Annotated in this window: 20 protein-coding genes and 1 pseudogene; 9 read left to right on the top strand and 12 right to left on the bottom strand. The window is 56.9% G+C overall.

Annotated features, from left to right (window positions below):
* The first annotated feature begins 113 nt into the window (after window positions 1–113).
* The 7 genes from ACR0L3_RS02370 to ACR0L3_RS02340 all read left to right on the top strand — a co-directional run bounded on the left by ACR0L3_RS02370 (window position 114) and on the right by ACR0L3_RS02340 (window position 6,876).
* Window positions 114–1,130, top strand: a complete 1,017-nt coding sequence (locus tag ACR0L3_RS02370; protein ID WP_480743328.1) for a Gfo/Idh/MocA family protein — start codon at window positions 114–116, stop codon at window positions 1,128–1,130.
* Window positions 1,127–2,128, top strand: coding sequence for a Gfo/Idh/MocA family protein (locus ACR0L3_RS02365; RefSeq protein WP_480743326.1), 1,002 nt, complete (start codon window positions 1,127–1,129; stop codon window positions 2,126–2,128). Before ACR0L3_RS02370 ends, ACR0L3_RS02365 begins: the two co-directional genes overlap by 4 nt.
* Complete coding sequence (locus tag ACR0L3_RS02360; protein ID WP_480743325.1) at window positions 2,125–3,177, top strand: Gfo/Idh/MocA family protein; 1,053 nt, start codon at window positions 2,125–2,127, stop codon at window positions 3,175–3,177. The genes ACR0L3_RS02365 and ACR0L3_RS02360 overlap by 4 nt, the downstream gene beginning before the upstream one ends.
* Entirely contained in the window at window positions 3,174–4,355 is a 1,182-nt protein-coding gene (gene uxuA, locus ACR0L3_RS02355; protein WP_480743323.1) for a mannonate dehydratase, read from the top strand. Before ACR0L3_RS02360 ends, uxuA begins: the two co-directional genes overlap by 4 nt.
* A gap of 223 nt (window positions 4,356–4,578) precedes the next feature.
* A complete protein-coding gene (locus ACR0L3_RS02350; protein ID WP_480743322.1) occupies window positions 4,579–5,469 on the top strand; it encodes an NAD(P)-dependent oxidoreductase in 891 nt (296 codons plus the stop codon).
* Between the two features lie 11 nt (window positions 5,470–5,480).
* Window positions 5,481–6,344: a sugar phosphate isomerase/epimerase family protein gene (locus ACR0L3_RS02345; RefSeq protein WP_480743321.1), complete on the top strand. Its 864-nt coding sequence runs from the start codon at window positions 5,481–5,483 to the stop codon at window positions 6,342–6,344.
* 112 nt (window positions 6,345–6,456) lie between these two features.
* Window positions 6,457–6,876, top strand: a complete 420-nt coding sequence (locus ACR0L3_RS02340) for a secondary thiamine-phosphate synthase enzyme YjbQ (protein WP_480743320.1) — start codon at window positions 6,457–6,459, stop codon at window positions 6,874–6,876.
* Between the two features lie 30 nt (window positions 6,877–6,906).
* Here ACR0L3_RS02340 and ACR0L3_RS02335 read toward each other — a convergent pair whose 3' ends face one another.
* The 8 genes from ACR0L3_RS02335 to ACR0L3_RS02300 all read right to left on the bottom strand — a co-directional run bounded on the left by ACR0L3_RS02335 (window position 6,907) and on the right by ACR0L3_RS02300 (window position 15,870).
* Window positions 6,907–7,677 (bottom strand): SDR family oxidoreductase, encoded by a 771-nt coding sequence (locus ACR0L3_RS02335; protein ID WP_480743318.1) that lies wholly within the window; start codon window positions 7,675–7,677, stop codon window positions 6,907–6,909.
* On the bottom strand, window positions 7,674–8,714 hold the full coding sequence (locus tag ACR0L3_RS02330) for a zinc-dependent alcohol dehydrogenase (RefSeq protein ID WP_480743316.1): 1,041 nt from the start codon (window positions 8,712–8,714) through the stop codon (window positions 7,674–7,676). The genes ACR0L3_RS02335 and ACR0L3_RS02330 overlap by 4 nt, the downstream gene beginning before the upstream one ends.
* Window positions 8,711–9,811 carry a mandelate racemase/muconate lactonizing enzyme family protein gene (locus ACR0L3_RS02325; RefSeq protein ID WP_480743314.1) on the bottom strand — a complete coding sequence of 367 codons (1,101 nt, stop codon included), beginning with the start codon at window positions 9,809–9,811 and terminating at the stop codon, window positions 8,711–8,713. The genes ACR0L3_RS02330 and ACR0L3_RS02325 overlap by 4 nt, the downstream gene beginning before the upstream one ends.
* A complete protein-coding gene (locus ACR0L3_RS02320) occupies window positions 9,808–10,806 on the bottom strand; it encodes an ABC transporter permease (RefSeq protein WP_480743313.1) in 999 nt (332 codons plus the stop codon). The genes ACR0L3_RS02325 and ACR0L3_RS02320 overlap by 4 nt, the downstream gene beginning before the upstream one ends.
* Window positions 10,807–10,809: 3 nt before the next feature.
* On the bottom strand, window positions 10,810–11,787 hold the full coding sequence (locus tag ACR0L3_RS02315) for an ABC transporter permease (protein WP_480743311.1): 978 nt from the start codon (window positions 11,785–11,787) through the stop codon (window positions 10,810–10,812).
* Window positions 11,772–13,307 carry a sugar ABC transporter ATP-binding protein gene (locus ACR0L3_RS02310; RefSeq protein ID WP_480743309.1) on the bottom strand — a complete coding sequence of 512 codons (1,536 nt, stop codon included), beginning with the start codon at window positions 13,305–13,307 and terminating at the stop codon, window positions 11,772–11,774. Before ACR0L3_RS02310 ends, ACR0L3_RS02315 begins: the two co-directional genes overlap by 16 nt.
* Before the next feature lie 67 nt (window positions 13,308–13,374).
* Window positions 13,375–14,349: an ABC transporter substrate-binding protein gene (locus tag ACR0L3_RS02305; RefSeq protein ID WP_480743308.1), complete on the bottom strand. Its 975-nt coding sequence runs from the start codon at window positions 14,347–14,349 to the stop codon at window positions 13,375–13,377.
* Between the two features lie 54 nt (window positions 14,350–14,403).
* Window positions 14,404–15,870 (bottom strand): aldehyde dehydrogenase family protein, encoded by a 1,467-nt coding sequence (locus tag ACR0L3_RS02300; RefSeq protein ID WP_480743307.1) that lies wholly within the window; start codon window positions 15,868–15,870, stop codon window positions 14,404–14,406.
* Window positions 15,871–16,108: 238 nt separating this feature from the next.
* On the opposite strand from ACR0L3_RS02300, the gene ACR0L3_RS02295 reads away from it, so the two are divergent.
* Both ACR0L3_RS02295 and ACR0L3_RS02290 read left to right on the top strand, forming a co-directional pair.
* On the top strand, window positions 16,109–17,137 hold the full coding sequence (locus tag ACR0L3_RS02295) for a LacI family DNA-binding transcriptional regulator (RefSeq protein ID WP_480743305.1): 1,029 nt from the start codon (window positions 16,109–16,111) through the stop codon (window positions 17,135–17,137).
* 10 nt (window positions 17,138–17,147) lie between these two features.
* Entirely contained in the window at window positions 17,148–18,788 is a 1,641-nt protein-coding gene (locus ACR0L3_RS02290) for a GMC family oxidoreductase (RefSeq protein WP_480743304.1), read from the top strand.
* A 281-nt stretch (window positions 18,789–19,069) separates the two neighbouring features.
* On the opposite strand, the pseudogene ACR0L3_RS02285 reads toward ACR0L3_RS02290, so the two are convergent.
* The 4 genes and pseudogenes from ACR0L3_RS02285 to ACR0L3_RS02270 form a co-directional block, all read right to left on the bottom strand.
* A pseudogene (locus ACR0L3_RS02285) lies at window positions 19,070–19,195 on the bottom strand (IS6 family transposase); the annotation flags it as partial.
* A 127-nt stretch (window positions 19,196–19,322) separates the two neighbouring features.
* Window positions 19,323–20,348, bottom strand: a complete 1,026-nt coding sequence (gene choV, locus ACR0L3_RS02280; RefSeq protein WP_480743303.1) for a choline ABC transporter ATP-binding protein — start codon at window positions 20,346–20,348, stop codon at window positions 19,323–19,325.
* Window positions 20,349–20,351: 3 nt separating this feature from the next.
* Complete coding sequence (gene choW, locus ACR0L3_RS02275; protein WP_480743301.1) at window positions 20,352–21,182, bottom strand: choline ABC transporter permease subunit; 831 nt, start codon at window positions 21,180–21,182, stop codon at window positions 20,352–20,354.
* A 95-nt stretch (window positions 21,183–21,277) separates the two neighbouring features.
* Window positions 21,278–22,204, bottom strand: coding sequence for a choline ABC transporter substrate-binding protein (locus ACR0L3_RS02270; RefSeq protein ID WP_480743300.1), 927 nt, complete (start codon window positions 22,202–22,204; stop codon window positions 21,278–21,280).
* Window positions 22,205–22,430 lie beyond the last annotated feature (226 nt).

Here is a 22,430-nt window from a genome sequence, read left to right as displayed (position 1 = left end):
TTACAAATCAATTCTGCCTCCGATACTGCTGCTCGCAATTGTTAACACAGTTTTTTATGGTTGCATCTTTCCCGTTCGAGCCCACAGACTGACCGGGTGATACGGGGGAATGAATGAATATCGCGCTGATTGGTTTGGGAATGGTTTCGGGCACGCATGTTGCCGCCATACAGGCATCGGATCGAGGCCTTAGTCTTGCCGGCGTCCTCGGGCGCAATCCTGAAAAAGCAGTTGAGTTCGCGCGGCGAAACGACACCCGCGCATTCAGCTCGGTCGAGGAAATCGCAAACGACCCAAACGTCGACTTTGCGATCATCGCAACCCCGCCTGATCAGCGCACAGAGTTGGTTCGGGTTCTTTCGACCGCTTCGAAACCTATCCTGATGGAAAAGCCTATCGAAAGAACGCTGGACGCCGCAACAGCCATTGTCGAGCAGTGCGAGGTGTCTGGCGTGCCGCTGGGCATCGTCTTTCAGCACCGCGCCCGCGCTGCCTCGCAAGCGCTGAAATCGGCCATTGAACAGGGTGAGCTGGGCGAGATCGCCACGGTGGAGATTCGTGTCCCTTGGTGGCGCGATCAAAGCTACTATGACGAGCCGGGTCGCGGCACTTATGCTCGCGACGGGGGCGGTGTCATGATCTCGCAGGCAATCCACTCACTTGACCTTGCGATGTGTCTGCTGGGACCAATCTCGGACATTCAGGCCGTGATGAGAAAAACTCCGCTGCACGACCTCGAGGCTGAGGATTGGGCAGGTGCAGTCTTTGAAATGTATAACGGCGCAGTGGGCACCTTGATGGCGACTACTGCCGAATTTCCGGGTGCTGCTGAGTCCATAACCATCCAAGGTACGCGCGCCAAGGCGCATCTGGAGTCTGGTGTCCTGACCTTGACCACTTTCGATGGTCAGAAATCCACGGTTGGCGAAACGTCCGCCACAGGCGGGGGGGCCGATCCCATGGCGTTCACTCATGCGTGGCACCAAGCGGTCATCGAGGATTTCGCCAAGGCTGTTGCCAGTGGAAAGCAGCCCATGGCCACCGGACGCAGTGCCCTTTTGACCCACTCCGTCATAGACGCGATGCAGATCGCAAGTCGAACCGGCCAGAAAACACGAGTCGCCTCATGAGCCTGACCTGCGTCGCCCTTGGCCTGGACCACCGCCATATCTATGGCATGACGGAAAACATGCGAAAAATCGGCATGGACTGCATTGGCTATTGGACACAAGGCGATCCGGAAACGTTGGCGGGCTATGTCAAAAGGTTTCCCGATATTCCGCGGCTGGCCCGACTGGAAGACGCCCTGACCTGCGGGGCGGATCTGGCGCTGATTTCGGCAATACCGGCAGACAGGGCCGCGTTGACGATCCGAGCCATGCAGAACGGCATGGATGTCATGAGCGACAAGCCGGGCTGCACGACGTTCGAACAACTCGACCAGATCAAGCGAACGGTTGCGGACACCGGTCGGATTTGGTCGGTGAATTTTTCCGAACGGTTTGAAACGCCCGTCAGCACCCGGGCGACTGAGTTGGTCGAGGCCGGCGCCATCGGGCGCGTGATCCAGACGGTCGGACTTGGCCCGCACCGATTGAACCGGGCAACCCGGCCGGAATGGTTTTTTCAGCGTGACCGCTATGGCGGCATTCTAACCGACATCGCCTCTCATCAGATCGATCAGTTCCTGCACTACACGGGTTCAGAAACTGCGGAAATCACAAACGCCTATGTGGCGAACTACGCAAACCCGAAAGATCCCGGATTACAGGATTTCGGCGAGGTCAATCTACGAAGCGAGAACGGCACCGGATACATACGGGTTGACTGGTTTACACCGGATGCGCTGCCAAACTGGGGGGATGGTCGTCTGACGATCCTAGGAACCGAAGGATATATTGAGTTGCGAAAATACGTCGATGTAGGTGGGGCTTCTGGTACAGACCATCTGATCCTCGTCAATGGTGAAACGTGCCAAAAGATCGATGCAACCGACGCAGGGCTTCCCTACTTCGCACGTCTTGCCGATGACATCCGCAATCGGACCGAAACCGCAATGACCCAGGCCCACTGCTTTACGGTCATGGAACTGGCTTTGCACGCGCAGGAAATGGCGGAACACAGATGATCAAAATTGCGATCCTTGGCGCAGGCATCGGTGCGCAGCATCTGAGCGCACTAGAAAGGCTTGGCTGCACCTTCCAGGTAGCCGCCGTTGTCGACCAGAATGCAGACCGGATCGAACAGATCCGGAAGGACTCGGATTTTCGAGCACTGACCAACATTCAAGACGCGCTGGATGATCCGGCGATCGATGTCATCGACATCTGTCTGCCACCCCATCTGCATGTACCGACAACCCTTGCGGCGCTGGCCGCAGGAAAGCACGTTGTCTGCGAAAAGCCACTTTCGACTTCGATGCAGGATGTGGATCGGATCACCGAAGCCGCGAGCAGCGCGGGCAAGCAGGTGTTTCCGGTTTTTCAATACCGGTGGGGTCCGTCGTTGGCCCAACTGCGCCATTTACAGCGCGAAGGCCTGACCGGGGCCGTCCAAACTGCCGCGCTTGAAACCCATTGGTCCCGAGGGGCGGACTATTACGCGGTGCCGTGGCGGGGAACATGGGCCGGTGAACGCGGCGGCGCAGTACTGGGTCATGCCATCCACAATCATGATCTGCTGACTCATATCGCGGGTGATATCGCCTGGGTGTCTGCAATGACCACAACGCGGGTAAACCCGATTGAGACCGAGGACTGCGCCGCGATCTGCTTTGGCATGACGTCCGGAGCTTTGTGCACAAGCAATATCACTCTGGGCGCCGCCACGGACGAAACCCGCCTGCGGTTCGTCTTCGAAAAGCTGACCGCCACCTCTGGCACGGAACCCTATGCCCCGGGTCAAACGCCCTGGACATTCGTCGCGCGAGACCCGGTGGATCAGGCCACTATCGACGAGGCCCTTGCAGCCTCCGCTACCGAGCCAACGGGGTTTGAAGGGTTCTTTACCGAAGTCGGCAAGGCGCTGCGGTCCGAGGCAAATTCGGCCGTTACGCTGCAGGACGGCGCTGCATCCATCGGCCTTGTAACGGCGATTTATCACGCGGCGCGCACCGGGCAGCGCGTTGCCCTTCCCATCAGGCCCGATCACCCACTGTATGAAGGATGGCTGCCATGAAACAATGCTGGCGTTGGTTCGGACCCGATGATCCGATCGCCCTGGCCGATCTCCATCAAGTCGGGGTTCAGGGCATCGTCACCGCGCTGCACCACATCCCTCCGGGACAGCCCTGGGACGAACCGAGCATCGCAGACCGGCAGGCCGTTCTGGCTGCTGACGGGTACAGTTGGGACGTTGTGGAAAGCCTGCCCGTCTCCGAGGCGATCAAAACGCAGTCCGCAGACATGGCCGAACATCTGCAGGCGTATAAGTCTAGCCTCAGGGCACTGTCCGCCAGTGGCATCAAGGTCATCTGCTACAATTTCATGCCTATCCTGGATTGGACGCGCACCGCCCTTCGCGCCCAGCAGCCGCACGGCGGAACGGCCATGCTGTTCGATCTGACCGATTTTGCTGTTTTCGATATTCATATTCTCGAACGTCCGGGCGCGTCCGAAGACTATTCCGGCGCCATCCAGCAAACTGCCAAGGATCGCTTCTTGCAAATGTCGGATGAATCCAAGGCCCGGTTGCAGCACAATGTCACTGCAGGGCTGCCAGGTGCCAACGATCATTGGAGCGTGCAGGACGTGCGCGCCTTGTTGCAGACATATGCCCATATAGACCGTGACCGCTTGCGCGCGAACCTCATCGATTTCCTGTCCGAGGTCGCCCCTATGGCCCAAGAGCTGGGGCTGCGCTTGTGCTGCCATCCGGATGATCCGCCGTTCTCGTTGCTTGGTCTGCCGCGGATCATGTCCAGCACCGAGGACTACGGCGCGGTTCTGGAGGCCGTTGATTTGTCGGCGAACGGCGCAACGCTGTGTACCGGATCGCTGGGAGTGTCCCCCGAATTCGATGGGCCGGACTTCGTGCGCAGACATGGTGGCCGGATTCACTTTGTCCATCTGCGGAATACCCAACGCATCGCCGGATCAGATCGCCACAAGCCGGACTTCTATGAGGCCCCGCATCTGGAGGGCGACACCGACATGGTCGGCACCATTCGCGAGTTGATGAACGAACAACGCCGCCGCAAATCCCAAGGGCGTAGCGATTGGCAGATTCCGATGCGGCCCGACCATGGACAGGAACTGCTGAGCGATCTGGGCGGCCACAGCACTCCCGGCTATCCGCTGATCGGACGCATGCGCGGGCTGGCGGAATTGCGCGGCATCATGGCCGCGTTCTCCTGACGCGCCAGATCGGGCAGTTTCTTTCCGCCCGCAACACTTCTTTGCTTGCCTGGGCGCCGCATTCTTCGTTTACTTACGGCACGTAAACGGGCAGCGGGGTGTCTTCCGGACTCGCCCGACGTCTGTTCAAGACGCGTGAAACTCCCGCGGAAACCGATGCGATTGGGCATCATTTTTCGAAACGTCTGCCATACGGAAATGGCGGAAAACGGGAGGATTCCAAATGAAAACAGCAGGTGTAATCGGTCTTGGCGACATGGGTAGCGGCCTTGCCAAGAACCTGATCAAGAATGGCTTTGAAACATCCGGTTTCGACCTGAGCGAGACGCGCATGACGGCATTTGCCGACATGGGCGGCCTGCCCAAGGACAGCGTTGGACAGGTCGGCCGTCACGCCGCCAGTGTGTTTGTCATGGTGATGAACGGAGATCAGGCCCGCGATGTCATTCTGGGTGAAAACGGCCTGGTTGCCAACATGGCCAAAGGCGGAACGGTCATCCTGTCGGCGACCATTACCCCGGCCGAAGCCCGTGCTATCGGGCAAGACATGGAGGGCTTGGGCATCCACCTGATCGATACTCCGGTCTCGGGTGGGTTTCCCGGTGCGCAGAACGGCACACTGACGATGATGGCTGCGGGTGATGCGGATGTGCTGGACCGAGATGCAGAAGTCATGCAGGCAGTGTCGGCAACCATTCATCGCGTCGGAGAAAACGCCGGCGACGGACAAACTGTGAAAGCCTGCCTGCAATCCCTTATCGGATCGATCTTTTCTGCTACATTCGAGGCTGCGGCCCTGGCCGCCAAAGCCGGTGTCAGCGGTCAGGCATTGATTGATGTGTTCTCCTCATCCAGCGCGGGGTGCGGCGTCGTGAATTCCGCCCTTGAAAACATCATTGATCGCAAGTTCGAAGCCACCGGTAGCCATATCGCAACCATGCATAAGGACCTGACGATCTCTCTGGCACTGGCCGGAGCGTTGGGCGTTCCCATGCACACGGCTTCATCCGCAATGCAGATCTTTCACGCCGGAAAAACCAAATACCCGAACGGCGACAACTGGGTGTGTACTCGCATCATCGAAGAGATCGTTGGCGCAGAATTGCATCGCTGAGGGGGCTGAACATGAAACTAGGTGTGATTTGCGACGGCATTTCCCGCAATCTGCGGCATGCCGTGGACGTGATGGACGAGTTCGGCTTGGACTATGCAGAGCTTCAGTTCGTTGGCGATACGGAGGTCGGAGACCATTCACCGCAGGACATTGCCGAGATCGACGCGCTCTTGCGCGACCGGGGAAAGCCTGTGTCATGTCTGTCTCGCCATATCTTTGCGGGGATGACAGCTGCCAACAGGCCCGGAGACGACCTGCACACACGGCACATGGACGCCTTGAAACGCGTAATCGACATGGCGCATGTTGTTGGGTCTCCGCTGGTTCGGATCATGACGCAACGAAAAGAGCAGATACTCTGGGGAAAAAACGGCGCCGAGAAGTGGAACGTGGCGCATGGGGTATGGGACTCGATGCCGCCGCTGATCGCGCCAGCGGTTGAACTGGCAAGAGCTGAGGGCGTGACGCTTGTCGTGGAAACCGGAAACGGCACGCTGGTCAATTCCAACTATACAGCCCGCAAGCTGATCGACGAGTTGGACGCAAAAGACACTTTGAAAGTGCTGTGGGACCCCGGAAACAACTGCTGGTGCCATGAACTGGCATATCCGGACGGTTATGAAGAACTGCGCGGCGGCTATCTGGGTCACATTCACATCAAGGACGTAAAGGTCGACACGCCGCGGGCAACGCTGGAAGTGCGCCGCATGGGGGAAGGCCAGCTAGCGCCTCTGTTCCAACCCATCGCGGACGCGCTCAGATCTGACGATTATGATGGCGTCATTTCGTTCGAGAGTGTCTATCACCCCGGCAACGGAAACTTCGAAGATGGTTTTCGTCTGTGCGTGGACAGGTTCAAAAGCCTGTTTGCATGATCGTCGCAGCGAAATACGTTACAAAACAAATGGTTGAACTGCATAGTTGAACGCGGATTGGGGTGCAGTAGGCTGGGCGCCTTCGCTCGAGACCAAGGAAAGGGTCTGATGGATGATGCAAGAGTTTTTTGACCTGTCCATTGAGACGCCCGGCAAATCCCTGACTGACATCAGCGGGATCGTTCAGCGTGCGGTGTCTGAACATGAACTTGGCTCGGGCCTGCTGACCCTTTGGTGCGTCCACACGGGAGCCGCGCTGTTGGTACAGGCCAATGCCGACCCCGAGGTGCTCAAGGATATCGAGACGTTTTTCGAGGAACTCGTTCCCAAGTCAGCGGGAAAGTATCATCACCGCCCGACCGAGGACGACAACGCTCCGTCGCATCTGCGGGCGCTGTTGACGCAAACTCAGGTTTCGATCCCGGTCGAACAGGGTCAGCTTCCGCTGGGCCGCGTACAAAGTCTGTACTTGTTCGAACATCGGGAAGCACCCAAGACACGCCGATTGAAGGTGCACTACATCGGGACTTGAGACTTTGGGTCACATGGAGCGTTGATGGTGCTACCGCCCCATCCAGCCCCCGTCGACAACAAGGATTTCACCGTTGACGAAGTCTGACGCGGCAGAGGCAAGAAAGACCACCGGTCCAGCAAAATCGCTGGGTTTACCCCAACGGCCTTGGGGTGTTCGTTCCAGGATCGACTTCGACCGGACCGGATCGTCCTGCAGGGCTTGGGTGTTGTCGGTCGCGATGTAGCCAGGCGCGATCGCGTTCACGTTTACGCCCTGCCCCGCCCATTCGTTGGCCAAGGCCTTGGTCAGCTGTCCAATCCCGCCTTTCGAGGCCGCATAGCCCGGCACAGTGATCCCGCCCTGAAATGTCAGCAACGAGGCGGTGAAAATGATCTTTCCCGAGCCGCGCGCCAGCATGTCTTTGCCAATCTCGCGAGACAGAATGAACTGCGAGGACAGGTTCACCTCAATCACTTCATCCCACCAGTCGTCCGGGTGTTCGGCGGCGGGTTTGCGTTTGATCGTGCCGGCATTGTTGACAAGGATATTAGGGGTTTGTCCGTCGACCCTCAACTGATCAATGAACCCATGCAGCGCGGCGCGATCCGAGAAGTCGCATTGGTAAGCCCGGAAATTGCGCCCCATCGCCGTCACAGCTTTTTCGACATCCGACCCGGACAGCTCGAGCGAGGCGGACACTCCGATGATATCGGCTCCGGCCGATGCCAATGCCTCGGCCATTCCGCGCCCGATACCGCGTTTGCACCCAGTCACAAGGGCCGTCTTTCCCGTCAGGTCGAAACTTTGCAAAACACTCATGAACGCGGTCCTACTTCAATCAGGCTTTTCATTGCGGTTGGACTGCGATCCAGTGCTTCGAACGCGGCCTGAATGTCTGCCAGAGGGCTGACGTCAGTAATCACAACATCCGCGTCCACACCGCCCGAGGCGACAACTGAGATGGCCTTCTCATAATCCTCTGGCTCATAGACCCGAGCACCGATCAGTTGGAGCTCTCGCCAGAAGAACTGAAACAGGTCGATCTGTGGCTTTTGAGCATGAATCGCAATCATGACGATCCGGGCTCGCGTCGCGGCAACGGCAGTCATCGCATCAACACCGGGCTGCGTTCCCGACACCTCAAAAACCACATCGGCACCCTTGTCGTCTGTACGCGCATTTATAATGGCCACCAAATCGGTTTCGATTGGGTTGATCGTGTCGAAACCAAGTTTGTCAGCAATCGCAAGACGGTTCGGATTCACTTCGGAAATCACGACGTTTCCACCCGCATCCCGCGCGACCATGGCAACCAGGATGCCGATCGGGCCGCCGCCGATGACGACAACGTCCTCACCACGTTGTAGGCCAGACAGGCGCACATCGTGGCAAGCAACAGCGACCGGCTCGATTAGCGCCGCGTGATCCATGCGCAAGTCATCCGGCAGAACGTGCAACGTGTGGGCCGGAACGGTCCAGATCTCTTGCATGGCGCCATCGGTGTCGAGGCCGAGAAACTTGAGATTCTGGCAGATATGCTGATGCCCCCGCTTGCAGGCTGGGCATTTTCCGCAGTGATCAAGCGGTCGGACAACAACCTTCTGGCCAGGTTCGACCGTATCGACGCCCTCACCCACGGCTTCGACAACGCCTGACATCTCATGCCCAATCACCCGGTCCAGGCCGACACGGGCATCCATGTTGCCGTGGTAGACGTGCATATCTGTCCCGCAAATCCCACAATAGGCAACGCGAATGGCCGCCTCTCCGGGGCCCGGAGCTGTCGCCTGGGCCTGTTCTACGGCAAAGCTCTTGTTGCCCCGATAATATGCCGCAGAGATCGTCTGGGTCGTCATGTATGCATCTCCCTGTGTTCCGCATTCAGTTTGTCCCAGTCGAACTCCACTCCGGTTCCCGGTGTATCCGGGGCCACAGCCAGGAAGTCTTCCACAACCAGCGGACGGGTCGTGTACTGGTCTATCGGGAATGAGTGTACTTCCAGCCACCCCGCGTTGGGTTGCGCCGAAACGAGGCTGACGTGCAGCTCCTGCATGCCATGGCTGCAAACCGGAATGCCGTGCTGTGCGCTCAGCGCGGCCACGCGCAGCCAGCCGGTGATCCCGCCGCAGTTTGAGGCATCGGGCTGGATGAAACTCAGCTTCGCGTCATCAAAAGCGTATTCGAATTCGTGTATGGTGTGCAGGTTTTCACCCATTGCTAGGGGAACGCCCGTTGCTTCGACAATTCGGCCATAACCTTTGTAGTCGTCCGGAATAGTCGGTTCCTCGAACCACAGGATATCGTAGTCGGCAAACCCTCTGGCAGCCACGATGGCCTGCTCGACGGTCATGGAGTAATTCGCATCGACCATAAAGAACCGGTCCGGCCCCAGCATCTCGCGCACAGCCTGGGCGCGTGCAAGATCATCGGCTAGATCGGGTTGGCCCACTTTGATTTTCACAGCATTGAACCCGCGTTCAAGGTAACCTTCAGTTTGCCTCAGCAGTTTATCCAACGGAAAGTTTAGGTCGATCCCACCGGCGTAGGCCTTGCACCGTTTGGACGTACCGCCGGCTATTTGCCACAGTGGCGCATTCTGTGTTCTGCCGCGAATGTCCCACAGTGCAATATCCACGGCTGAGATTGCGAACGAGGCGATCCCGCCCCGAGCGACGTAGTGCACGTGCCACTGCATGGCATCGTACAGGCTTTCGATCTGTTCGGCGTCTTGTCCAACCAGGAACGGCGCCAAGTCATTCTCGATCATCGCCAGGACGGCATGACCACCCTTGCCGCCCGTATAGGTATACCCGACCCCCTCAACCCCATCAGACGTTTGAATGGTGACAGTGATCAATTGAAAGAATGTGTGATCTCCGTGCTTGGCGTCGACCAAAACTTCGGCAAGCGGCACATTAAACAGCTGCGCTGAAACACTTTCTATGCGGTTCACGAACCAAAGACCTTCTGCTGACGGGCAATAACCCGCGACTGTAAAAGGATGACCGCAAAAAGAAAGCCTCCACGTATGACCATCTGCCAATACGCACTGAAACTAATCGTACCCTGACCGTTTTCAAAGTTCAGAACGTTGAAGACCAGACCGAGCAAAAGCGCTCCGGCGACCGTCGCAGGGATTGACCCCATTCCACCCGTCAACAAGGTGCCGCCCACAACTACGGACGCGATGGCCGACAATTCCCAACCGATGCCTTCAAGGGGTTGTCCGGCCCCAAAACCCGAGGCCAGGAAAACGCCGGCCAGCCCTGCACAGCCACCCGACAGCAGATAGACGAAAGCCTTGGCGCGATTGACCTTCAGGCCCATGAGGTTCGAGGCATCTTCGCTGCCGCCGATCGCCAGGACGGTCCGCCCGATGGTTGTTCTTTCCAACACCAGCCAAAGTGCCAGAGTCAGTCCGGCCACGATGACGATTGCCCAAGGAAACAGGCCGAACGCCTGCCCCATGCCGAGCTTGGTGAAGTTCGACCCCCAATCGACCGAAATTGTCTGCGCGCCCGAAATCACCAATGCTCCGCCTTTGGCGGCCAACATGGTCGCCAGTGTGGCGATGAAGGGCGGGATCCGAAGGATGATTATGCAAAAGGCGTTGATCGCCCCGAAGCCCACCCCGGCAAGGACGGCCCCTGGTAGCGCAACTTGAATCCCGTATGGGCTGAGATAGGCTGCAACAACCGACGTAAAGGCCGCAACGGATCCGACCGACAAATCAATCCCGCCAGTCATGATCACAAAACACATACCCAGCGCAATCGCGATGAACATCGCGTTGTAATTCAGGAAAGACGAGAAATTGTAGGCACTGCCAAAGTTTTCATAGCGCATCAGCCCGAACAGGATCAAAGCCAGCAATGCGATCCACACCGTCACCGAAGCCGAATTGCGCCGAAAATATTTTCGCAGGTCAAAAGCCGTTTCATCCAACATCGATCAAGTCCTCCGGAACTGCTGGACCCAAACGGCCAGGATAATGATGACGGCTTTGGCGATTAGTGCAACTTCGTCCTCTACCCCGTTGGCCAACAACGTATATTTGACTAATTGGATGATCACGGCACCCAGAATGGCACCAAAGATCGGCGCCCGACCGCCCTGCAACAGGGCTCCGCCGACAACTGCGGCTGCGATGGCATCCAACTCCATCAGGTTGCCGTTGCGGGCGGCGTCCGAGGCCGAGTTGATCGCAACCACGATCAGTCCCGCCAGACCCGCAAGCATCGCGCAGATGACATAGGCCCCGATCTTGACCCGTCGGACGGGACCGCCCGAAAGATAAGCCGCGCGTTCATTACCGCCGATGGCCAGCAGGTAACGGCCCCATGTGGTTCTGGTGATCACCCAAAACAGAACACAGGCAATGGCCAGCGCCAGCCACCCTTGGAACGGCAAGCCAAGCACTTTGCCAGTTCCAAGATAACTGAATGAAGGGTTGGAAAACGTCTGCAGGTTCCCGTTCGTCAAAACCTGGGCAATACCACGACCAGAGATGAAGAGAATAAGCGTCGCAACAATGGGTTGCACATTCAACACGGCAACCATCACGCCGTTGAATACCCCGCATAGCCCTGCAATGAACAGCGGTAGGACAATGGCCAGAGTGACGCCCAGCATCGGATTGGCAGCGCCCAAATCCGACAGGAAGATTAACGGAGCAAGTGCCCCTGCCAGTGCCATGACTGCACCGACCGACAGATCGATACCACCCGTGGCGATCACAAGCGTCATGCCCATGGCCACGATGGCGATCGTAGCGACCTGGCTGATATTTACGAACAGGGTTTGCAGTTGCAGGAAATTGGGTGTGAAAAAGGCGTTGAACACCAGCAAGGCGACCAACGCGGCGATGCCGCCGTGAAAGCGTAAGGGCATCGATGCGACCCGTTGCGGCAACTTCATTGCGCGGTCCATGAACCAGTTCCTTCTTCATGATGCGCAAGCGCGCGCACCAGTATGTTCTCGGTAACCCCGGGGTTGGTCAGTTCCTTAACCGAGCGTCCCTCGTGCATGACCACGATGCGGTCGGCGCCTTCCACCAGTTCTTCGAATTCCGAACTGATGAGAACGACGCCAAACCCCTTCTCGACATAAGACCGAATGAACGATTGGATCTCTCTCTTGGCGCCAACATCCACGCCTCGGGTCGGTTCGTCGAGTATCAGGATGTCGGGTTGCGTCGCCAGCCAACGGGCAAGCAGCACCTTCTGCTGGTTGCCGCCGGACAATTCGCGAATGGGTTGGTCCATATGCGCCGCCTTGATCCCCAGATCGTCGATGAAGGCCTGAACGATCTCGCGCTCGCGGGCAAAATCGATCTGACCACGGCTGGCCAGTTTCGGCAGCAGGGCCAACGTCATATTCTCACGCACGGACATGTCGGGAATAATCCCTTCGGCCTTGCGATCTTCGGTCAGAAAGCCGACCCCGTTTGCGATTGCATCACCTGGTCCGGACGGTTGCCCGACCGCGCCGTGCAACTCGATCGCGCCGCTGCGTGCTCCGTCCACTCCGAACAAGGCCCGCGCCGCCTCGGTCCGGCCAGAGCCCAGCAGCCCGCCCAGCCCAACGATTTCCCCGCGGTGAAGCGAAAGGTCGAAATGCGTCAGCCGCGGGCCGGTCGAAACAGAGTCGGCCCGCAGAACGATATCTCCTTTCTTGGCCTTGGCACCTGCAAAGTCCGTCAAACCGTCAGCCGCGATCTCGTCCTTGTTGCGACCCAGCATGTCCGCGATCATTTCCAGCTTGGTCGTGTCCTGTACGTTGCGCGTGCTGACGGTGCGCCCGTCGCGCATCGTTGTAACCCGATCGCAGATCTGGAACAGCTCATCGAGGAAATGCGAGACATACAGGACAGAAACGCCCTGTTTCTTCAACTCACGTACCACACCGAACAGAACCTCGACTTCGCTGGCATCCAGCGACGACGTGGGTTCGTCCATGATGACAAGTTTCGCATCCAGTGATACCGCCCGTGCAATCGCAACCAGTTGCTGAATAGCGGTCGAGAAATTTCCCAGCGGTTCAGTCACATCAATTTCAATTCCGAAACGCGCCAGAACCTCACGGGCCCTCCTGTTCCCTTCCCGCCAATCAACGAACATGCCTAGTCGTTTGGGTTCGTAACCCATGATAATATTCTCGGTGACAGACCGTAGCGGAACCAGATTAAGCTCTTGGTAAATTGTCGCTATTCCGGTTTCCTGCGCTTCGCGCGGAGTTGCAATATCGCTGTCTCTGCCTCCCACAACGACGTTGCCCCCGTCACGACGATACACCCCAGTCAGAACCTTGATCATCGTCGATTTACCGGCACCGTTCTGCCCGATGAGTGCGTGAACTTCGCCGGGTGCTATTTCCAGACTGGCTTGGCTGAGCGCTGGAACCCCAGCAAAAGACTTGTCGATCCCCGACATCGAAACGAGCGCGTTCATGATACCTCATACTCCAATTGTTTGCGGGCAGCGCTGACACTCAGCCAGCACCACCCACCAGGGAGAATCAATAGGCTTCGTCGATGTGATCAGCGGCGTTGTCCTGCGTAAAGATCCGGTCTTCGACCTTTACCCACTCAGGGATCTGCTCGCCCGCCGCATATTTCTTCATGACATCACAAGCCAATGGGCCAAAGAAGGGTGAGCTTTCTACGGTCACGCCCATCTTGCCATCGATAATTGCCTGAAGCGCATCGCGCGTTCCATCAATCGAGACGATGGTTACATCTTCGCCCGGCTTGCGACCGGCCAGTTCCAGTGCCTGAATGGCACCAATGGCCATCTCATCGTTATGCGCGTAGACCACATTTACGTCCGGATGCGCCTGCAACAAAGTCTCCATCACTTGACGTCCCAGATCCCGCGCAAAATCGCCCGTTTGCGATGCAACAATTTCGAAACGGTCATCAGCTGCGATTGCGTCGTCAAATCCCTTCTTTCGATCATTCGCGGGCGAAGACCCGGTCGTGCCCTCAAGCTGAACGATGACCCCTTTGTCACCATCAAAATTCTCCATGAGCCACTCTGCGGCTCGACCTCCTTGATCAATAAAATCGGACCCGAGGAAAGCCACGAAATGCTCACCAGGTTTTGCCACTGCTGGATCAACCGAGCGGTCGACAAGGAAGGTCGGAATACCCGCAGCGCGTGCCTTCATAACAGCAGGGATAAGTGGCTTTTCTTCACGAGGCGGCAGGAACAAAACGTCGATGCCCTGGGCAATCATGCTATCCACGTCTGCCACTTGCTTTGCTGCTGATCCGGCTGCGTCGGTCGCTATCAGATCCCACCCACATGCCTCAGCCGTGTCGTGAAACGACTTAGTTTCAGCAATACGCCAGGGGTTGTTCGATTCCATCTGAGCAAACCCGACCTTGTAGCGATCCTTCTGCTCAAGCGGCGGTAGATCCTGCGCCATCGCCGTAGTGCCCAACAGCGCACCCGCGACAACCGTTGAGATCAAAAGAGTTCTGCGTTTCATGGTTATTCCTCCTCCATTGGTGCGGTCTCCTCCGTTTGACCGCGAGTTTTCAGGTCATGCCCAATTCATGTACGTCGTCTGTTTCCTCAGATAGCCGTCGAAGCCATAAGCGCCGTCTTCGCCTCCAACCCCTGACAAACCCCACCCGGTGTGAAATCCCTGCACGGCCTCGCCATTGGAGCGGTTCAGGTAAAGTTCGCCGAACTTCAGGCGTGTCGGGGCTTCCATCAATCGCCGATGCGAGCCTGTAAAAAGATAGGCAGACAACCCGAATGACGTGTCATTCGCAAATTCTATCGCCTGTTCGAAATCATCTACTCGCATGGCCGTTGCCACGGGGCCGAAGACTTCCTCTTGCATCGCGGCATTGCCGTTGTCCGAGACCTCAAGAACCGTCGGAGACATCCAGTGCCCCTTTTGGTGCGCACCGTCCGTCAGGGGCCCACCTGCAAGATGAACCGTAGCGCCTTCTGCGATGCTGCGCTGGATGATCTCGGCGACCTTGGACACCTCGGCCTTGCTGACTTTAGGACCCAGATCGCAGTCTTCCATCGGATCCCCGATCGACAAAGCGCGGGCCGCGGACACGAATTTTTCCAGGAACTGATCCGCAATGTCACGATGCAGATACATGCGCTCATTGCAGGTGCAGATCTGACCGCAATTGGCAAACCTCGCGGCAACCGCAGCCGAGACAGCGGCATCAATATCCGCATCCTCCATAACGATGAACGGAGCCTTCCCGCCAAGCTCGAGCCGCACAACCTTGATCCGGTCGGCGGCAGTTCGGAAAATCTCTTTCCCGGCGCGCGTGCTGCCGGTCATCGTGATCAGTGACGTATCGGGGTGTTCGACCAATCGCTGCCCTACCACCGGCCCTTTTCCTGTCAGAATATTCAGAACGCCAGTCGGAAACCCGACCTTGTCGGCAAGTTCGGCAACCGCAAGACCGGACAGTGGTGTGATTTCGTGCCCCAGCAGAACAACGGTGTTTCCCGCGACCAGCGCGGGCCCGATTTTCCTGGCTGCCAATGCCAAGGGATAATTCCAAGCCGTAAGCGCAACGACAACGCCGTAAGGATGACGTCGGATCTGGATTTCTTCGGACTTGTTATCCGATGCCACTATGTCACCCGAAATCCTCCGGGCCTCTTCAGCCGCATGGCAAAGAAATGTGACGGCGGCATCCACTTCACCTCGTGCTTGCGAGATCGGCTTACCTTGCTCGACCGTGATCAGGGCAGCCAGACGCCCAGCATCGCCCCGGATGGCATTGGCCAACTGTTGAACCAGCCGCGCCCGCTCGATCGCAGGGCGCGAGGACCAAGGACCAAAGGCCCGACTGGCAGCCTCGACGGCCGCATCCGCATGAGCGGCGGTGCCATCTGGAACTTGCGCTACGATCTCTTCATTTGCAGGGTTCTCGACACCAACCTCGGCCGCGTCAAAATCAGTAAAGCGGCCATCGATGAACATCGAATGACGACCGACTTGACCCAACTCCCCCACTACAGACAGCAATATCGCCTCCCGCGTTTGCTCGGCCAGACCACAATGCTGACCGCACCGCCAATCAAAACACTAATAATATTATCTCGTCAATGCTAATATTAATTATCAGTAACTAATATTAGTTGCACGCCCTCCGTATAGTCGATAAAAAGGATGCGAACAAAAAGGTTGAGCGATGAATCATCAAGCGAACAAAGCCGGGCAGCACAGGGGTGTGGGACGAGTCGCAGGCCGGCAGCGCGTAACGATGCACGACATTGCGCGCGTCGCCGGATGCTCGCAGACGACAGTATCGCTGGTTCTCAACAAAAACGATTCCGTCAAGATTTCCGAGGACACCAAGCAACGAGTCCTGGATGCCGCGAAAACGCTTGGATACGCCATGCCCTCTCAGCTCAGGAAACCTCAGGACAGCGCGCGTCGTCCAGCGGCGTTGGACGGCACCATCGCTTTCGTCGTGGACGATCTGGCGTCGAGCCCCGAAATGGTAAATGCGTTCAACGGCGTGAAACAAGCCGTTCGGGACACCGGAAACCTTGTATTGCTGGCAGAAACCCAAAACGACCCCGAGGTCGAGCCCAGAACGCTCCGGTATTTTCTCGACCAACAGGTCGCAGGCATCATTTACGCAACCGTTTTCACCCGGCGGGTGATCGTTCCGGATATCCTACGTCAGACGGCGACCCCGGTTCTGCTGCTGAACTGCTTTTGCGACGACCTCTCCTTTCCTGCGGTAATCCCCGGCGAAGTCGCTGCAGGACATACGGCGACCAACGCCCTGATCAAGGCCGGACACAAGCGAATTGCCACCATCACCGGCGAGCCGTTCATGGAATGTGCCGCAGGGCGTACGACCGGGTACAGAAACGCCCTTGCTTCCGCCGACATCCCATTTGACGAGGATTTAGTCATCGAGGGCAACTGGCTGCCCAGCGCAGGCTATGCGGCCACGCGCGAATTAATGGGCCTGCCCTCTCCGCCAACCGCCATTTTTTGTCAGAATGACCGCATGGCCATCGGTTGCTATGAGGCGCTCAAGGAGCTTGGGCTGTCCATCCCCGAAGATATCTCAGTGATCGGTTTTGACGATGACGAAACCGCGCGGCACCTGTCGCCGCCTCTGACCTCGATGATTCTTCCGACCCGGGCGATGGGGCGCTGGGTGATTGAACAGCTGTTCCACGGACCGACGGATAGTCAGCGGCACCCCCTCGTGAAGCTTGAATGCGAATTGGTCGAGCGCGACTCGATCAGCGAACCCAAGCGCCGGACCTGAAGGCAAAATCATGACGGAAACCTTCGATCACATCGTCATCGGCGGCGGTTCAGCCGGCGCCGCTGCAGCAGCGCGTCTGGTCAACCAGGGCAAGTGCAGGGTTCTGGTGCTGGAGGCCGGGCATTCGCACCGCCATCCGTTGCTGGACATGCCTCCGGGCATCTTCAAGATGATCAACGGGTCCAAGTTCATGACCTACCACCAGACTGAACCGCAGGATCACCTGGATGGTCGCGTGCATGACATTCCCCAGGCCAATGTGTTGGGCGGCGGATCGTCGGTGAATGCGCAGGTCTATATGCGTGGCCGCCCTTCTGACTATGACGCGTGGGACGACCTGCTGCGACAGACCAACGACGGGGTCGGTTGGGGATGGGACGATGTACTGCCCTATTTCCGCAGGATGGAAGGCAACAACAGGCTTCACAATGACCTGCATGGCAGCGACGGCCCGGTGCAGGTCTCGGATCCGGGACATATCGATGACATGTCCCGTTGGTTCGTTCAGTCGGTGCAGGCCCTTGGCGAACCATTCAACACGGACTTCAACGGCGCAACGCAGCGCGGTGTCGGGTTCTATCAGTTCACCAATCGTGCCGGAAAGCGCAGCTCGTCGGCCTATGCCTTCCTCGCCCCTCTCGAGACGAACCCGAACTTAACAATCCGGCTTGGTGCAACGGTCAGCAAAGTCATTGTCGAAAACGACAGGGCCGTCGGTGTGCAGTATCGCGACAAGCGCGGGTCCCACATCGTTCGGTGCGATAGTGAGGTTGTCCTTGCGGCGGGCGCTCTGGTCACGCCGAAAATCCTCATGCTGTCAGGCATCGGACCAGATGCACATCTTGCGGAGCACGGTATTCCTGTGGTTTGCCCATTACCCGGGGTTGGCCAGAACCTGATCGACCACCCCGAAGTTCCCATCACCGCCTTCGCAAACGGTCCCTACGGATACTTCAAACAAGGTGAGGGCTGGCGGATGCTTCGCAACGGCATCCAGTTCAAACTGTTCGGCAGCGGCCCGGTGACGTCAGCCGGGGTCGAAGCCGGCGCCTTCGTCAATCCGTCGAATCCTGATGGAGAACCGACCATCCAAGCCTTTTGCGTGCCCATCGTCTATCTGGATCGCGACGCACTGGACGAGGTGCAGGATGACTTTGGCCTGACCGTTACGACAGTCGTGGTCAAACCTAAATCACGCGGAGAGATCGGGCTGCGTTCGGCTGATCCACACGCCATGCCGGTGGTTTCGCCCAACCTTCTGAAGCATGAAGACGACATGCAGGAGATGATCCGAGGGCAGCGGTTCTTTCGCCAGGCATTCACGTCGGGCCCGCTTGCGCAAAGGATCCGCGAAATCGTCATTCCGACAGCGGACGACGACCAGACGCTACGAGCGCATTGCATGCGGTTCGTGAAAACCAACTATCACCCAGCAGGAACGGCCAAAATGGGCCGAGACGGCGACGAAATGGCCGTGCTGGACGCCAGAATGCGCGTGCGCGGCATCGAGTGCTTGCGGGTGTGCGACATGTCCGCCGTGCCGGACATAAATGCCGGCAACACAAACGCCCCTGCCATGATGCTGGGAGAAAGATGCGCCGATCTGATCCTAGGAATTTGCAAAGAGTCGCATGTGACTGGGACAACCTAGGTTGCAGCTTCGGTTTCGCTTTGGCCCAGGCGACAAATACTGAAACGCCATAAGGGTTTGCACTCGACACTACTTTCAAGGTTAGCTGCGCACCGATACTCAACCAACTGTCTAGCGACTTGATTCCGGACTACGGAATTGGCGTTTCTCTAAAATGGCTTCCAGCACTTTCGGACGCATGTTGGGTGCCATCGACCTCACACCAAAAGTGACCACCAAATATAGAGACACCGCAACTTTGTGCGGCGTATCTGCCAACAGCGGGATTTCATACTGGTGAACCCGCGTTCGAGCAAATGTTCTTCGACATTTCGCGAAGTGAGGGGAAACCGAACACACAGAATTACTTCCAAGAGGACTATTTCGTGGCTCGTTTTGAAGTACGAAAAGGGGGCATCTTTGGTAATGCCTGGACGTTAAATCAGCCCCCTGCCCGCCTAAAGTTGTCTTACTCCTAATGTGCTATGTGTCCTGCGCCTTACACAATTCTGATTGAAAGCTGGATAAGTGACTCCGGTGCGAGAAATCTGAAGGTCAGCGATCAGTCGGATTGAGAAGTCTTTTTAAGACTAAGTCTTTAGTGACTTGACCAACTATCTTTCCATTCTCGATGACGCCTATCGGCGCGTCGGATTCAAAAATTTCATTGACCACCTTTCGAATACTCTCGTTCGGGTGAACAACAACTTCTGTGTTCTTTGTAACTTCTTCCATAACGTCTCTGGCACATAGAACGCCAAGCGGGTTCATGTGTGTTACGAATTCTCCAACGTAGTCGTTCGCCGGACTGGAATAGATTTGGTGAGGCGTACCACATTGTACAATCCTCCCGCCCTCCATGATTGCGATGCGATTGCCGATTTTGAAAGCTTCATCAAGATCGTGAGACACAAAAATGATCGTGCGTTTCAGCTTGCGCTGCAATTCAAGCAACTCATCCTGAAGCTTTGTGCGAATGAGCGGATCGAGTGCCGAAAAAGGTTCATCCATCAACAGAATTGGCGCCTGCGTCGCAAAGGCGCGCGCCAGCCCGACACGTTGCTGCATGCCTCCCGAAAGCTCACCAACCTTCCGATCAGCCCAGTCCGAGAGACCCACCATTTCCAGTTGTTCTTCGGTCTGCTTATTGCGCTCGGATTTGCGCATGCCCGAAAGCTCTAGACCTAGCCAGACGTTTTCCCGAACAGTACGCCACGGCAAAAGCCCGAATTGCTGAAAAACCATGGCAATATGGTTCTGCCGAATGCGGCGAAGTGTTGCATCGTCCGCGTTCGAAACGTCAACCATTTGCGAGCCGTCATTTACGCGTACAGATCCGCGAACAACAGGATTCAATCCGTTGACCGCCCTAAGCAATGTGGACTTTCCGGAACCGGACAGCCCCATCAGGACAAGGATTTCACCCTCCTTAACTGTAAGCGAACAATCATGCACGCCTAGAACTTGTTCTGTTTTTTCTTGGATCTCGGCGCGTTCTAGACCTTGATCCATAAGCGGCAGAGCTTGCTTTGGTTTGTCACCGAAAACGATGGAGACTTTGTCGAATTCAACTGCGGTCATGGATCAGCGCTCCACTCTTAGAATACGGTCAAGCATGATCGCGACGACCACAATGATGAAGCCCGACTCAAAGCCCAGCGCCGTGTTCACCTGATTGAGTGCCCGTACAACTGGTACGCCCAGACCATCGGCGCCAACAAGGGCGGCAATCACAACCATTGAAAGGGACAGCATGATGGTTTGGTTGAGGCCGGTCATGATCTGCGGCATGGCGTAGGGCAGTTCCACCTTCCACAGTGTTTGGCGACCAGTCGCTCCAAAGGCCTGCGCAGCTTCGAGCAAAGGGGTTGGGGTTGACGAAACGCCCAGATGAGTGAGGCGAATTGGTGCAGGCAGAACAAAGATCACCGTCGCGATCAGACCGGGAACCATGCCAATACCAAAGAATACAATCGCAGGGATAAGATAGACGAAGGTTGGCAGGGTTTGCATCAGATCCAGCACCGGGCGCATGAAGACATAAAGTCGGGGGCGGTGCGCCACGGCAATGCCAATGGGGACACCAACCAACATACAAACAACGCAAGATGACAGGACCAGTGTCAAACTCTCAGTGGTTTCTTCCCAATACCCCTGGTTCAAGATGAACAGGAACCCGAGCAGTACAAACAGGCATGTTTTCCAGTTTCGCTGAAGCAACCATGTAATTGCGACAAATATCGCGATCACGACCAGCGGGTGGGGCGTTTGCATCAACCACAAAATTGAATCAATTAAAAGCTCCAGTACCCAGGACAACCAATCAAAAAACGGCTCTCCTACGTCTTGCAGCCAGTCGAAAACCGACTTGGCGGTCTTTCCAACGGGAATCTTAGTTTCCGTCAACCATTCCATATGCATCCCCTAATCCGCCACCGAAATTCGGATTTATGCCGGTAGTAAAAAGCTCCCCGCCAGGCAGGCGAGGAGCTTCGATTTGCAAAATTTCGTTACAGACCGAGCTGCGCTTTTACAGCAGCTACAGCGTCACCACCATCTTTCGTGGTTACCCCATCCAGCCAGGCCGTGAACGCATCTGGATTGGCTTTCAGCCATGCGCTGGCGGCATCTTGCGGGTCTTCACCATCGTCAAGAATGGAAGCCATGATCTCGTTTTCCATCGCGAGTGAAAACTTAAGATTGCCGAGAAGTGCGCCAACATTGGGGCATTCTGCTGAATACCCTTGGCGGGTGTTCGTATAAACGGTCGCGCCGCCCAGATCAGGACCAAAGAAGTCGTCGCCGCCCGTCAGATAGCTCATTTCGAAGTTGGCGTTCATCGGGTGCGGTTCCCAGCCAAGGAACACGATCGGATCGCCCTTGCGGCTTGCACGGTCGACTTGCGCCAACATGCCTTGTTCTGAACTTTCGGCCACTTCAAAACCGGACAGCCCGAACGAGTCGCCGTCGATCATTGATTGAATCAGGCGGTTGCCGTCATTGCCAGGTTCGATACCGAAAATCTTTCCGTCCAGCGCATCTTTGTGGGTCGCTATATCTGCAAAGTCTTTGATGCCCAGTTCGCTTGCTACCGAGTTTACAGCCAAGGTATATTTGGCACCTTCAAGGTTTTCACGCACGGTGTCGACTGTGCCTGCTTCGCGGTATGGGGCGATATCGCCTTCCATTGTCGGCATCCAGTTTCCAAGGAAAACGTCAATGTCACCTTCGGCCATCGATGTGTATGTCACTGGCACCGACAGAATCTTGATGTCTGTTTCGTAACCAAGGGCGTCAAGGACAACTGTCGTTGCCGCGGTGGTAGCGGTAATGTCCGTCCAGCCCACGTCTGAAAAAACAACCTGTGAACAGTCCGCAAAGGCTGCACCTGCGCAAGTGATGACAGCAAGTGTCGAAATAGTCGATCTAAGTTTCATCGTAACTTCCCCGTTTTATGATTGATGCGTCAGATAACAAGTTATTTGACTGGCCAGTCAAGAAAAAACATTGCCGTTATGCTAAAGGTGTTGTCAGACAAATTCTAACCAGTCTCAGTTTGCCGCGGAAACCGTGAACGTAACCGGAACATAGTCACGCCACTCTGCCAGAGCGGCGGTGCGCGTCAGCTTGAAGGTGTCTCGGCTGGCCAACGATCTTTCCTGA

It is taken from the genome of Ruegeria sp. CK1 (assembly GCF_056536545.1).
The sequence above is the reverse complement of the archived record's forward strand: the minus strand, read 5'-3'. Positions and strand labels throughout refer to the sequence as shown.